The 13,673-nt window shown below is 72.5% G+C and carries 12 protein-coding genes; 9 read left to right on the top strand and 3 right to left on the bottom strand.

Features of this window, described 5'->3' with window-relative positions; translation table 11 throughout:
• The first annotated feature begins 124 nt into the window (after positions 1 to 124).
• The 7 genes from GA0070216_RS09355 (at position 125) to GA0070216_RS09325 (ending at position 9,110) form a co-directional block, all read left to right on the top strand.
• Positions 125 to 1,369, top strand: coding sequence for a PP2C family protein-serine/threonine phosphatase (locus GA0070216_RS09355; RefSeq protein WP_176738887.1), 1,245 nt, complete (start codon positions 125 to 127; stop codon positions 1,367 to 1,369).
• Complete coding sequence (locus tag GA0070216_RS09350) at positions 1,366 to 3,183, top strand: sensor histidine kinase (protein ID WP_091242259.1); 1,818 nt, start codon at positions 1,366 to 1,368, stop codon at positions 3,181 to 3,183. The genes GA0070216_RS09355 and GA0070216_RS09350 overlap by 4 nt, the downstream gene beginning before the upstream one ends.
• The gene (locus tag GA0070216_RS09345; protein ID WP_091242255.1) at positions 3,180 to 3,632 is read left to right on the top strand and encodes a response regulator; all 453 of its coding nucleotides are present in this window, start codon (positions 3,180 to 3,182) and stop codon (positions 3,630 to 3,632) included. The genes GA0070216_RS09350 and GA0070216_RS09345 overlap by 4 nt, the downstream gene beginning before the upstream one ends.
• Positions 3,625 to 4,431: an inositol monophosphatase family protein gene (locus tag GA0070216_RS09340; RefSeq protein WP_091242252.1), complete on the top strand. Its 807-nt coding sequence runs from the start codon at positions 3,625 to 3,627 to the stop codon at positions 4,429 to 4,431. Before GA0070216_RS09345 ends, GA0070216_RS09340 begins: the two co-directional genes overlap by 8 nt.
• A gap of 351 nt (positions 4,432 to 4,782) precedes the next feature.
• Positions 4,783 to 5,796, top strand: a complete 1,014-nt coding sequence (locus GA0070216_RS09335) for a coiled-coil domain-containing protein (protein ID WP_091242248.1) — start codon at positions 4,783 to 4,785, stop codon at positions 5,794 to 5,796.
• Positions 5,797 to 5,832: 36 nt separating this feature from the next.
• Complete coding sequence (locus GA0070216_RS09330; RefSeq protein ID WP_091242244.1) at positions 5,833 to 7,386, top strand: fused MFS/spermidine synthase; 1,554 nt, start codon at positions 5,833 to 5,835, stop codon at positions 7,384 to 7,386.
• A gap of 71 nt (positions 7,387 to 7,457) precedes the next feature.
• Positions 7,458 to 9,110: a serine/threonine-protein kinase gene (locus GA0070216_RS09325; protein ID WP_091242241.1), complete on the top strand. Its 1,653-nt coding sequence runs from the start codon at positions 7,458 to 7,460 to the stop codon at positions 9,108 to 9,110.
• On the opposite strand, the gene GA0070216_RS09320 is transcribed toward GA0070216_RS09325, so the two are convergent.
• Together GA0070216_RS09320 and GA0070216_RS09315 are read right to left on the bottom strand one after the other, a co-directional pair.
• Positions 9,111 to 9,779, bottom strand: coding sequence for a potassium channel family protein (locus tag GA0070216_RS09320; RefSeq protein WP_091242239.1), 669 nt, complete (start codon positions 9,777 to 9,779; stop codon positions 9,111 to 9,113).
• Positions 9,769 to 11,103, bottom strand: a complete 1,335-nt coding sequence (locus GA0070216_RS09315) for a TrkH family potassium uptake protein (protein ID WP_091242236.1) — start codon at positions 11,101 to 11,103, stop codon at positions 9,769 to 9,771. The genes GA0070216_RS09320 and GA0070216_RS09315 overlap by 11 nt, the downstream gene beginning before the upstream one ends.
• 183 nt (positions 11,104 to 11,286) lie before the next feature.
• On the opposite strand from GA0070216_RS09315, the gene GA0070216_RS09310 reads away from it, so the two are divergent.
• Both GA0070216_RS09310 and coaD read left to right on the top strand, forming a co-directional pair.
• The gene (locus GA0070216_RS09310) at positions 11,287 to 12,429 is read left to right on the top strand and encodes a glycerophosphodiester phosphodiesterase (protein ID WP_091242235.1); all 1,143 of its coding nucleotides are present in this window, start codon (positions 11,287 to 11,289) and stop codon (positions 12,427 to 12,429) included.
• A 238-nt stretch (positions 12,430 to 12,667) separates the two neighbouring features.
• Positions 12,668 to 13,138, top strand: coding sequence for a pantetheine-phosphate adenylyltransferase (gene coaD, locus GA0070216_RS09305; protein WP_091242230.1), 471 nt, complete (start codon positions 12,668 to 12,670; stop codon positions 13,136 to 13,138).
• A gap of 116 nt (positions 13,139 to 13,254) precedes the next feature.
• On the opposite strand, the gene GA0070216_RS09300 is transcribed toward coaD, so the two are convergent.
• Positions 13,255 to 13,656: a hypothetical protein gene (locus tag GA0070216_RS09300; RefSeq protein WP_091242227.1), complete on the bottom strand. Its 402-nt coding sequence runs from the start codon at positions 13,654 to 13,656 to the stop codon at positions 13,255 to 13,257.
• Between the last annotated feature and the right edge of the window lie 17 nt (positions 13,657 to 13,673).

Raw genomic sequence — 13,673 nt, 5'->3', positions numbered from 1 at the left:
CGGCCTTGCCCGGGTACGCCCGGACCGGGCGGACCGTGTTGTGTGCGACCGTTGTCTAATACAGGATCAGCAGGGCACTCGGAAGGAGCCCGACATCACCAGCGAACTCCCGCGTCTCGCGGCGGTGACCCGGTCGCACCGGGGGCCTGGCCTGGCCGGGCCCTCCGTCGCGCCGTACCCGCACGGAGGGCTCGGGTCCCACGCCAACCTGCCGCCGGGTGAACGGCTGCGGGTGCTGCTGGTCGAGGACGACGAGGGCGACGCCTTCCTGGTCGGTGAGCTGCTCGCCGAGACCAACTCGATGATCGACCTGCTGGTCGCCACCAGCCTCAGCGAGGCCCGCCAGCGCATCGCCGGGGTCGACTGCGTCCTGCTCGACCTCGGGCTACCCGACGCGCAGGGCCTGGACGGGCTGCGCCGGGTGCTGGAGATGTCCAGCGGCGCGGCGGTCTGCGTGCTGACCGGTCGCTCCGACGAGCACCTGGGCATCGTCGCGGTCGCCGAGGGTGCCCAGGACTACCTGGTCAAGGGGCAGGTCGACGGGGTGCTGCTGACCCGAGCCCTGCGGTACGCGGTGGAGCGCAAGCGGGCCGACGTGAACGCCCGCCGGCTGCGCGAGGTCGAGCTGCGCCAGGCCGAGTCGGCCCGGCTGGAACGGGGCCTGCTGCCCCAGCCGCTGATGACCACCGACGAGGTGGCGGTGCACACCTTCTACCGGCCGGGCCGGCACGCGGCGCTGATCGGCGGGGACTTCTTCGACGTGGTGCAGACCCGCCCCGACCGGGTGGACCTGATCGTCGGCGACGTCTGCGGGCACGGGGTGGACGAGGCCGCCCTCGGTGTCGAGTTGCGGGTCGCCTGGCGGGCGCTGATCCTCGCCCGGGTGCCCGACGACGAGGTGCTGCCCGCCCTGGAGCAGGTGCTGATGAGCGAGCGCCGGCTCCAGGAGATCTTCGCCACCGTCGCCACCGTCCGGCTCGACCTGGCCGCCAACCGGGCCACCGTCCGGCTGGCCGGTCACCCGCCGCCGCTGCTGCTCGCCGGCGGTAAGGTCGCGCCCGTCCCGGCCCGTGGGGGTCTGCTGCTCGGCGTACGACCCCGCCGTCCCGTTGCGTTCGATCTGGAGTTCGACACCGATGACTGGTCCCTGTTGATGTACACCGACGGCCTGATCGAGGGACGGGTGGGTGACGGCGACGACCGGTTGGACGTCGACGGGCTGACCGGTCTGCTCCAGGAGCGCGCCAACCACGCCGTGCCGCTGTCCGAGCTGCCCGCCTGGCTGGTCGGCCGGGCCGAGCAGATCAACGGGGGGCCGCTCGCCGACGACGTCGCCATGCTGCTGGTCAGCCGGGGCGGTGGCCGGTGAACACGTACCGCCGGGGGTGGACCCTGCGTCGTCGGGTGCTGGCGCTGCTGGCCGTGGTCGGCGTGCTGCTGGTCGGGCTGGCCGTGGCCGAGGCGGTGGTGGCGGCGAAGAACCGCGCCTACACCGACGCCCTGCTCACCCGCACGGGCCCGCTGCGGGTGCAGGGGCAGGAGCTGCTCAACGCGCTGCTCGACCAGGAGACCGGCATCCGTGGGTACGCGGTGAGCGGCAACCGCGCCGACCTGGCCCCGTACGAGCAGGGGGTGCAGCAGGAGCGCGACGTGGCCGCCACCATCACCACCCTGAGCCGTGACTATCCCGGGGTCGCCGACGCGCTGCGAACGGTGCAGCAGCAGGCGGACGGCTGGCGGCGGACGGTGGCCGAGCCGGTGATCGCGACCACCGGGAGCAGCGGCACGGCCGCCGGTCAGGCGTTGATCACCGCCCAGGCGCGGCAGCAGTTCGACGAGATCCGGACGTCGGTGGGTGACCTCCAGACGGCGATCCTGGCCGAGCGGGAGAAGGGCGCCCGGGACATCGAGCGGACCGGCAACATGCTGGTGATGCTGCTGATCGTCGCGGCGGTCGTGGTCGTGTTCGCCGGCACCCTGATGCTGCTCTCCCTGGAGCGGATGGTGATCCGGCCGCTGACCGGCCTGGCCGAGCAGGTGCGGGAGGTCGCCGAGGGTGACTACCAGCACCACATCGCCGGGACGGGGCCGCCGGAGTTCCGCCGGCTCGCCGACGACGTGGACGTGATGCGGCAGAAGATCGCCAAGGACCTGGCGGAGGTGCGGGCCGCCCGGGAGAACATCGAGTGGGTCAACAGCCAGTTGCAGAAGCAGGCCGAGGAGCTGACCCGCTCCAACCGTGACCTGGAGCAGTTCGCCTACGTCGCCTCGCACGACCTCCAGGAGCCGCTGCGCAAGGTGGCGAGCTTCTGCCAGCTGCTCCAGCGCCGGTACGCGGGGCAGCTCGACGAGCGGGCCGACCAGTACATCGCGTTCGCGGTGGACGGCGCACAGCGGATGCAACGCCTGATCAACGACCTGTTGGCGTTCTCCCGGATCGGCCGGCTCACCACCGGGTTCGTCGATGTCGACCTCAACCGGGTGATGGGCGACGTGGCCAGCCAGACCGAGCCGGGCCGCCAGTACGCCGACGCCGAGCTGACCTGGGGTGAGCTGCCGGTGATCCGGGGCGAGGAGCCGCTGCTCACCAACCTGCTGGTCAACCTGGTCAGCAACTCGGTGAAGTTCCGCCGCCCGGACGTCACGCCCAAGGTGCGGGTCTCGGCCCGGCTGGTCGATGCCGAGTGGGAGATCACCTGCCAGGACAACGGCATCGGCATCGAGCCCGAGTTCGCCGACAAGATCTTTGTGATCTTCCAGCGGCTGCATGCCAAGGACGCCTACCCGGGCACCGGCATCGGCCTGGCCATCGTCAAGAAGATCGTCGAGTACCACGGCGGTCGGGTCTGGGTGGACACCGACCAGGCCGAGGGGACCGCGATCCGGTTCACCCTCCCGGCCCGGCCGGAGGACGTCGAGGCGGCGAAGGCGGCAGCCGAGGCGGGCCCGGCGGCCGATGAGGAGGCGACGGCGACGCCCGACGGGGACGCCACGGCGACGACGTCCGACGACGACGCCGCGTCCCTGCCGGCCGGGGAGACGCCCGTCCCGGCGGAGGACCCCGAGCCGGCGGACCGACCGACCCCGGTCGGCCGGCAGCCGGGCGGCACGCAGGACGAGGACCCACCCGGCGGGCCGCCGGGGCAAGGCACCACGGGTGGTACGAAGGAGAGGGTGGGATGACCGCGCCGGCGGACGGCAAGAGCCCGATCGAGGTCCTGCTGGTCGAGGACGATCCGGGTGACGTGCTGATGACCCAGGAGGCGTTCGAGGAGCACAAGCTCCGCAACCGGCTGACCGTCGTCTCCGACGGCGCCGAGGCGCTGGCCTACCTGCGGCGCGAGGGCCGCTACGCGGACGCGGTGGCCCCGGACCTGATCCTGCTCGACCTGAACCTGCCCCGCCGGGACGGCCGGGAGGTGCTGGAGGAGATCAAGAACGACGAGGAACTGCGCCGCATCCCGGTGGTGGTGCTCACCACCTCCCAGGCCGACGAGGACATCCTGCGCAGCTACCAGCTGCACGCCAACGCCTACGTGACCAAGCCGGTGGACTTCGAGCGCTTCATCGCGGTGGTCCGGCAGATCGACGAGTTCTTCGTCAGCGTGGTCAAGCTGCCGCCTCGTGGCTGACCAACTGCTCGACGACGTCGACACGCTGCTGCGGGAGACCGCGGCGGACGTGGTGTTGCCGCTGTTCCGCCGGCTGGACGCCGCCGACGTCACCGAGAAGGCACCCGGTGACCTGGTCACTGTCGCCGACCAGCGGGCCGAGGAGCGGATCTCGGCCGAGCTGCGCCGGTTGCTGCCGGGGTCGTTGGTCGTCGGCGAGGAGGCGGTGGCCGAGGACGGGTCGTTGCTGCGCCACCTGCGCGACGGCGGCGACGTGTGGGTGGTCGACCCGGTCGACGGCACGGGCAACTTCGCTGCCGGCCGCCGGCCGTTCGCCCTGATGGTGGCCCTACTCAGCGGGGGCGAGCCGGCCGCGTCCTGGGTGTTCGACCCGCTGGCCGGGACGATGGCCGTGGCCCGTGCCGGCGACGGCACCCGGCTGGACGGCCGGCCGGTGCGGGCCGGTGCCGCCGTCGCGCCCGAGCGGCTGCGGGGCACCGCGATGGTCCAGTACCTGCCGCAGGCCACCCGGGACCGGGTGGCGGCGGGCGAGAGCCGGATCGGGGAGCTGCTGCCCGGTCAGCACTGCGCCGGCCGGGAGTACCTCGACTTGCTCACCGGTGACCAGCAGTTCGTCATGTTCTGGCGGACCCTGCCCTGGGACCATGCGCCCGGTGCGCTGCTGGTCCGCGAGGCGGGCGGGGTGGCCCGCCGGTTCGACGGCACCGAGTACCACCCGGCCGACGACGGCCGGGGGCTGCTGGTCGCCGCCGACGAGCAGACCTGGCACGAGGTCCGGGCCGCCCTGCTCGGCGACTGACCGCCCGCCGCCTGCGGCTTTGTGGGTGCCGGACGGTGGTCCGTCCTGCCGGCGTGGCGGGTTGGTGGGCGTCGGACGGGTGGGCCGTCCTGCCGGCCCAGCGGGTCGGTGGGGCCGGGCGGTGGACCGTCCTGCGGGCGGGTGAGGGATCGACGAGGTGGACCCTCGGCGACCGGCCCGACACGCCCCGTCGAGCGTTGCTGTCCGGTGTCGTCACGGGCCTGGTCACCGGGCGTGATTGCGGTAGTGTGACCGGCGGTCTCCGCCCCCAGGCCGCCAACCGGGGCCGGCGGGACCGCCGCCGTACCGGCCCTGTGGGCGGGCGTCGGCGGCAGAGGGAAGGACACCTCCGTGCCCAGGACCAGCCTGACCCGGCCACGCGTGCGTCGGCCGTTGACCGTGCTGCTCGCCGCGCTGGCGCTGCTGCTCGGTGTCGGCGCGGTGCCCGCCTCGGCGGAGCCCGGCGAGGGCGGCACCAAGCAGCTCAAGGATGCGCTGACGGCGGCCGCGAAGGGGCACATCGAGGCCAAGGCCAAGCTGGACAGCTCCAAGCGGCGGCAGACCGTGCTGACCGCCGAGCTGAAGGTGATCGAGGGCCGGCTGGGTGAGCTGACCGCCCAGGTGGGCGAGGTGGCCGCGCAGTCGTACCGGGTGGGCCGGTTGACGCCGACGTCGATGCTGCTCAACACGGCCAGCCCGGAGGCGTTCCTCAAGCGTGCCGCCGACCTCGACCTGATGGCCCAGCGGGACAGCAAGCAGATCCGTGCGCTCGCCGAGGCTCGGCACAACGCCACCCAGGCCACCCTCGCCATCAACGCCGAGGTCCGCGAGCAGCAGAAGCAGCTCGCCACGCTGGCGAAGAAGAAGCGGGAGGCGGAGCGCGCCCTGGCCACCGTCAGCTCGGGCAGCAGCGCCGGCTTCAGCGGCGGGTCGAGTTCGGCGAAGCCGGCCCCGCGCAACTCCGACGGGTCGTGGCCGGGCGAGTCGTGTTCGGTGAACGACCCGACCACCTCCGGCTGCATCACCCCGCGCACCCTGCACGCCATGCAGCAGGCCAAGGCGGCCGGTTACAAGCGGTTCGTGTCCTGCCACCGCAGCGGCGGGGGCGGCGAGCACCCCAAGGGCCGGGCCTGCGACTTCTCCGCCGCCACCAGCGGCTTCAAGGACGAGACGGCCACCGGCGGGGACAAGGCGTACGGCGACAGCCTGGCCAACTACTTCAAGAACAACGCCGGCCGGCTCGGCGTGCTCTACGTGATCTGGTATCGGCAGATCTGGTTGCCGAACACCGGCTGGCAGGCGTACAGCGGCTCCGGCAGCCCGGCCGCCGACCACACAAACCATGTTCACCTTTCGATGTACTGACGGTCCGGCCCAGGAACGGGACGTAGCATCGCGACGGTGAGCAGCTCATCGTCCGACGTCGTGACCGCTCCGACGCCCTCCGCGCCGGCCCCGTCCCGCGCCCTGCCCAACGGGCTCGCCGCGTTCCTGGTGTTCTTCGCCAGCGGCGCGGTGCTGGTGCTGGAGACGGTCTCGTTGCGCCTGGTCGGCCCGTACGTCGGGGTGACCCTCCAGGTGACCAGCTCGGTGATCGGCATCGCGCTGGCCGCCATCGCGTACGGGGCGTGGACGGGGGGCTGGCTTGCCGACCGTCGGGACCCGCGCGGGCTGCTCGCCCCGGCGCTGATCCTGGCCGGCATCGCCGCCGCCGTCACCCTGCCCGTGGTGCGGTACGCCGGTGAGCTGCTGCGCGGCGGGGCGGTCAGCGGCATCCTGCTGCTCACCGCGCTGGCCGTGTTCGTGCCGGCGGCGCTGCTGTCGGCGGTCACCCCGCTGGTGGTGAAGCTGCAACTGGCCGACCTGCGGCGCACCGGGCAGGTCGTCGGGCGGCTCTCCGGCATCGGCACCCTCGGCGGCATCACCGCCACCTTGGTCACCGGGTTCGTGCTGGTGGCGGCGCTGCCCAGCACCGTCATCCTGATCGGGCTGGCGGCGGCGCTCGGGGTGGCCGGTCTGGCGCTCGGGGTCTACCTGCGTCGGCAGGAGGCCACGGGGCTGCCCGGTCCGGCCCGGATGAAGGCCACCCTGGCGGTGCTCGGGCTGGTCGCGGCGGGGCTGAGCGCGGTCGCGCCGAACCCGTGCGACGTGGAGACCGCGTACCACTGCGCCCGGGTGGAGCGTGATCCGTCCCGGGACGGTGGGCGCACGCTCTATCTCAACTCGGCCCAGCACTCGTACGTCGACCTGAACGACCCGACCCACCTGGAGTACGAGTACACCCAGTGGATCGGCGCGGTCGCCGACGTGTCCGCCCCGAAGGGGCAGCGGCTGGACGCGCTGCACCTGGGCGGGGGCGGGTTCACCATGCCCCGTTACCTGAGCGCCACCCGGCCGGGCACCGACAACGTGGTCTTCGAGATCGACGGCGAGCTGGTCGAGCTGGACCGGCGGGAGTTGGGCGTCCGGACCGGGCCGGGGCTGCGGGCCGAGGTGGGGGACGCCCGGATGCTGGTCGGCGGGGAGCCGGCGAACAGCCGTGACCTGGTGGTCGGGGACGCGTTCGGGCACCTGGTGGTGCCCTGGCACCTGGCCACCCGGGAGATGGCGGCGGAGGTCGACCGGGTGCTGCGCCCCGGCGGGATCTACGTGCAGAACGTCATCGACTACCCGCCGGGCCGGTTCATCCGTTCGGAGCTGGCGACGGTGGCCGCCGAGTTCGACCATGTGGCGCTGGTCGCGCCGCCGGAGGCGATCGCCGGGCAACAGGGCAGCAACTTCCTCATCGTCGCCTCGGACGCGCCGCTGCCGCTGGACGCGCTGCGGACCCGGCTGGGCGCCGTGGCGAAGATCCCGGACATGGTCGCCGGCAGCGAGGTGACCCGGTTCGTCGACGGGGCGCTGGTGTTGACCGACGACTACGCCCCGGTGGACCAACTGCTCGCGACCGCCTGATCGGGTGACTTTCCTGACCGATTACGACCATCGAGGTGTAGGTCGGGCCGTCCCGGGCAACTCGGTCGACCATGGGTGCAGGAGTCCGGAACGCCGCACAGCTCCTCGGTGACCGGTACCGGCTGATCGAGCAGCTCGGCGCGGGTGGCATGTCCGTGGTGTGGCGCGGCTACGACCAGGTGCTCGGCCGTCAGGTCGCGGTGAAGGTGCTGGCCTCCCGGCTGGCCACCGACCGGGCCTTCCGGCACCGGATCAGGATCGAGGCGCAGGCCGCCGCGCGACTCTGCCACCCCAACATCACCAACGTGTACGACTACGGCGAGTCCGAGCAGGTCGGGCTGACCGTGCCGTACGTGGTGATGGAGCTGGTGGACGGCGGCCCGCTGACCGCGCGGCTCGGCCGCGACGGGCAACTGCCCTGGCGGGAGGCGGTGACCATCGGTGCCGAGGTGACCTCGGCGCTGGCCACCGCGCACGCCCGGGGGGTGGTGCACCGGGACGTCACCCCGGGCAACGTGATGTTGACCGCGACCGGGGTGAAGGTGGTCGACTTCGGCATCTCGGCGCTGGTCGGGGAGAGCGAGAAGGGGCCGGACGGCACCCTGCTCGGCACCCCCGCCTACCTCGCCCCGGAGCGCCTGGACAACGGCCAGGTCTCCCCGGCCACCGACGTGTACGCCGTCGGGCTGCTGCTCTACCGGATGCTCACCGGACGGCTGCCCTGGCAGGCCAGCACCACCACCCAGATGCTGCGGGCGCACATGTACCACGACCCGGAGCCGATGCCCCCGGTGCGCGGGCTCCCCGACGAGGTGGTCGAACTGGTCGGCCGCTGCCTGGCCAAGCGCCCCGAGGACCGGCCGGCGACCCCGGAGGTGGCCCGTACCCTCGCCGGGGCGGCCGGGATGGTCGCGGCCGTGCCGGTGTCCCCGGCCCCCGGCCGGGTCGACCCGGCTCTGCTCGCCAACGCCGGGACCACGATCCTGCCCTGGTCGGCCGACACCGACGCGTTGCCCTTCTCGGGCCGGACCCGCAGTCGCCGCGCCGCCACCCGTCGCCGTCGGATCGAGGCCGGGGTGGCCGCCGCGAGCCTCGTCGCGGTCACCGCGGCGATCTGGGGGGTGACCTCGCGCAGCCCGGCCAGCGGCGGCGTCGACCAGCCCACCGAGGCCCGGATGGGGTTGACCGAGCCCATTCCCTGCGAGGTCGAGTACGCGCTGCGCAGCGACTCCGGCAAGGATTTCGCCGCCCAGCTCACGCTGACCAACACCGGTCCCCGGGAACTGCGGGACTGGACGATGAGTTTCGCCTTCCCCGGCCAGCAGACCGTCACCCGGGCCACCCCCGAGGTCCGCCAGGAGGGGCGGCTGGTCCGGGTCACCCCGGCGGCCGGACGGGCCGCGCTGGCCCCGGGCGGGTCGGAGAAGGTCTCGTTGACCGGCCGGTACACCGGCGGCAACCCGCTGCCGCTGGAGTTCACCGTCGGCGATTCGAGCTGCGGGGTGCGGGTCTCCGGGGTGGCCGGCAGCGCCCCGGTGGTGAAGCCGCCGGCAGCCAAGAAGCCACCGGCGAAGAAGCCGGCGAAGTCGTCCGGCAAGTCGTCCGGCAAGGGTGGTTCCGGCGCGGCCGGCCCGGCGAAGCCCAAGCCGAAGGCCGAGCAGCCCGGCAAGGGCCCGGGAGCGGGCAAGGGGCCGGGAGCCGCCGGGGGAAAAGCGGGGAAGTGATCAGCGCAGGGTCGCGAACTGCTGCACCTGGGCGATCCCGCCCTCGACGACCAGGATGCTGCCCGGCCCGAGCACGGTGCCCGGCTCGGCGTACCGGAAGGGTTCCCCGGCCGGTTTCGCGCCGACGACCATCACCCCGTAGCGCTCCTGGAGGGCCAGCTCACCGAGGCGGTGGCCGACCAGCGGCGGGGGCACCGGCACCTTGGCGATGGCGAAGTCGTCGCCGAACTCCATGAAGTCGAGCATCCGGCTGACGATCAGGTGGGCCACCCGTTCCCCGGTCTCCGCCTCGGGAAAGACCACGTGGTGGGCGCCGACCGAGGCCAGGATCTTGGCGTGCTTCCGGGAGGTCGCCCGCGCCCAGATCTGCGGTACGCCCACCTCGGTCAACGCCAGCACGGTGAGCACACTGGCCTCCACCGAGGCGCCGATGGCGACCACCACCCGGCGGAAGTCGCCGATGCCGAGCTGCCGCAGCGCCTCTTCCTCGGTGGCGTCGGCCTGCACCACCCGGTCCAGCGACGCCGACCAGCGTTGCACCTGCGCGGCATCGTGGTCCACGGCCAGCACCTGGTGGCCGAGTCGGGCCAACGCCCCGGCCAGGTGACAGCCGAACCGGCCCAGCCCGATCACGGCGATGTCGCCGTTGTCCTCGTCCCTAGCCGACAACGGGTTGCTCCTTCGGGTAGCGGTAGAGCCGACGTCGGGTGTTCAACGCGATCGCCGAGCCGAGGGTGAGCGGCCCGATCCGGCCGATGTACATCAGCACGGTCAGCAGCAGTTGCCCCGACTCGGGCAACCGCTCGGCCAGCCCGACGGTGAGCCCGGTGGTGCTGAACGCGGAGGTCACCTCGAACAGCGTGTCGTTGAACCGGACGCCGGTGGTGAGCACGGTCAGGCCGAGCGTGCCGACGGTCACCAGCGCGACGCTGAGCAGCGCCACGGTCAACGCCTGCCGCTGGCTGGGTGCGGCGATCCGGCGGCGACCCACGATGACGTCGGGTTCGCCGCGCAGTTCGGCCCAGATGACGAATCCGAGCAGGAAGAACGTGGAAACCTTGATGCCACCGGCGGTGCTGGCGCTGCCACCGCCGATGAACATCAGGGCGATGATCAGGGGATAGCTCTCCTCGCGCAACGCCGACACGTTGATCACATCGAAGCCGCCGGTGCGGCTGAGCGCGATCTGGCTGAACGAGGCGAGCACCTTGCCGGGGGTGTCGTAGGTGCCGATGGTGAACGGGTTGGCCCACTCGGCGGCGAGTAGGCCGACGAAGCCGGTGGCCAGCAGCACCACGCTGCCCCAGATGGTCAACTTGGTGGACACCGACCAGCGGACCGGGCGACGCCACTGCCGGAACGCCTCGAACAGGGCGGGGAAGCCCAGCCCGCCGACGATCGCGCCGAGGGCCAGCGGCAGCGTCACCCACGGGTCGCGGGCGAAGGCGATCAGGCCCTCGGAGTAGAGGCTGAAACCGCCGTTGTTGAACGCCTGGACCGAGTGGAACACCCCGGACCACAGCGCCCGGCCCGGGGGATAGTGGTAGGTCAGCCAGAGCCGCCCGGTGATCACCATGGTCATCACCAGTTCGCAGCCGAACACCGTGCCGGCGATGCGCATCAGCAGGCGGCGGATGTCGCCGATGCCGTAGTCGGCGGACTCGGCCTGCACCAGCAGCCGGTTGCGCAGCCCGAGCTGGCGGGTGACGGTCAGGCTGACCAGGGCCGCGCCGGTGAGGATGCCGAGGCCGCCGGCCTGGGTGAGCACGGTGATCATCACCAGCCCGAACCCGTTCCAGTAGTTCGGGGTGTCGGTGACGTTCATGCCGGTCACCGAGACCGCCGAGGTGGCGGTGAAGAGCGCGGTGACCAGCGGGGTGTAGCGGTGCGCGCTGGTCGCCCAGGGCAGCATCAGCAGGCCGGTGCCGATCGCGATCGCCACCAGGAAACCGAGCGGCACCAGCCGGACGGGGTGACGAAGGAACCGGCGCACCAGACAATCCTGTCGATTACGGCGGGATCGGGTCGGTGAATCGCGTATCCCGCAGGGTTCACCTGGCGGCCAGTCGACGACCAACTGGCGGTCAGCCGCGACCGGTCTGCTGAGGGCGCCCCATCGGCACCTGCCGGGCGTCCCGCGCCTGGGCCGGGGTGCCCCTCGACGAAGGAGACCGCGTTGCGACGTACCCTTTCCGCCCTCGGTGTGGCCGGCGCGCTGCTCGCCGTGGCCGTCGCCGTTCCGGTGGCCGTGCCCGGCGCGGCCTCGGCCCGCGAGGACGACGCGGACCGCGCCGACCGCGCCGACCGGGCCACCCACCGGCCCGTGGTGATCGGCCACCGGGGCGCCAGCGGCTACCGCCCGGAGCACACCCTGGAGGCGTACCGGCTGGCGATCCGGCTGGGGGCCGACTACATCGAGCCGGACCTGGTCTCCACCCGGGACCGTGTGCTGGTCGCCCGGCACGAGAACGAGATCTCCGGTACGACCGACGTGGCGGGCCGCCCGGAGTTCGCCGGCCGCAAGGCCACGAAGTCCATCGACGGGGTGCCGGTCACCGGCTGGTTCACCGAGGACTTCACCCTGGCCGAGCTGAAGACCCTGCGGGCCAAGGAGCGGCTGCCCCAGGTGCGGGTGGCGAACACCGCGTTCGACGGCCGGTTCGAGGTGCCCACCTTCCAGGAGGTGCTGGACCTGGCCCGCGCCGAGTCCAAGGCGCGGGGCCGCACCATCGGCGTCTACCCGGAGACCAAGCACCCCAGCTACTTCGCCTCGATCGGGCTGCCGCTGGAGGAGCCGCTGGTCGCGGTGCTGCGCCGCAACAAGCTGAACCACCGCAACGACCCGGTCTTCATCCAGTCCTTCGAGACCGGCAACCTGCGCAAGCTCGACCGGATGATCGACGTGCCGCTGGTCCAGCTCCTCGACGCCACCGGCCAGCCGTACGACCTCGCCGCCGCCGGTGACCCGCGCACCTACCGTGACCTGGCCACCGCCGCCGGCCTGCGCGGGATCGCCCAGTACGCCGACGGGGTCGGTCTGAACAAGAACCTGATCGTCCCCCGGGACGCCACCGGCAAGCTGCTCGCCCCGACCACGGTGATCCGCGACGCGCACCGGCACAAGCTGGTGGTGCACGCCTGGACGTTCCGCGCCGAGAACCAGTTCCTCCCGGTCGACTTCCGGATCGGCACCGACCCGAACGCCCGGGGCGACATCACCGCCGAGTACGAACTCTTCCTCCGCCTCGGCCTGGACGGCGTCTTCGCCGACCAGCCCGACACCGCCGTCGCCGCCCGCGCCGGCCTGTCCACCCGCTGACCGCCCGCTGACCGCCCGCTGACCGCCCGCCCCCGGCCGGGTCTGGTCGGGTGCTTGATCAACTCAATGTCGCCGATGTAGCGGTGTCCCGGGCGGCGGGACACCGCTACATCGGCCCACAGGAGTGGATCAAGAGGGCGACTTCGCCCAGGCGCGATCCCGGACCGGCCAGGAGTCGTGCGGCCGCGACACATGGTCTCGCTGGCACGTGGTGACGGCCGGAACCTACAGTCGGGGCATGGGCATCGACGGGCCGCCCCCGGCAGGAACTCCCGGTCGGGTACGCGTGCGTGCCGTCTATCCCGGCAGCTTCGACCCCTTCACCCCCGGGCATCTGGACGTGGTGAACCGGGCACGCACCCTCTTCGACGAGGTGGTCGTGCTCGTCGCGGTCAACAGCAGCAAGAATCCGGGCGTCGACGAGCAGGAGCGGGCCGCCGCTGTCCGGGCCGTGCTGCCGGCCGGATGGACCTCTGTCACCGTTGCCACCTGGCGCGGGCTGACCTCCGCCTACTGCCTTCGCCACCAGGTGGGAGTGATCGTCCGGGGTGTGCGGAACACCACCGACCTGCAGGTCGAATGCCGGCTCGCCGCGATGAACCAGTCGCTGGGCGTCCCCACCGTCTTCCTGCCCGCCCAGCCCGAACTGGCGGCGATGTCGTCGACCGCCGTGCGCACGCTGGGGGAGCGACTACCTCGATCGGGGTAGCACGGACGTCGGGTGGTCCAGGTTGTCAGATTGTGGAGAGTTGTTGTCGCCTGGGCCTGGGCCGCAACAACTCTCCACAATCCACCGACTGAGCCGGTGGAGGCCCGCTCGGGCGGTCAACGGGTGCGGGGTGGCGCGGATGCGCGGTGGGTCAGGTCGTCGTGCAGCGCCTGGAGCCGGTCCCGGCAGCGCAGGACCAGGCCGGCGATCTCGTCGAAGGTCGCCGCGTCGACGCGGTTACCGTCGAACCACAGGGCGCGTACGGCCGTCCGGCTCTGCACGAGGTACGTCGCGGCAGCCTCGACCAGCCCGACGAACTCGGCACGGTGGTCCGGGGAGGCCAGCTGGGCGCGGCGTCGCGCCACCTGCAACGGCTCGCCGGGAGCGGTGAAGATCGCGGCGAGGTCGCCGTCGTCGGCCTGACCTGCACCGATGCCGGCGAGCAGGTATTCCAGCTCGGTCGCGGCCAACGTCAGCCTGCCGACGGCCAGGACCGTCTCCTCGGAGAGTCGCCGCATCGGCCCACCCTAACGGA

It is taken from the genome of Micromonospora matsumotoense (genome assembly GCF_900091525.1).
GTDB lineage: Bacteria > Actinomycetota > Actinomycetes > Mycobacteriales > Micromonosporaceae > Micromonospora > Micromonospora matsumotoensis.
The sequence above is the reverse complement of the archived record's forward strand: the minus strand, read 5'-3'. Positions and strand labels throughout refer to the sequence as shown.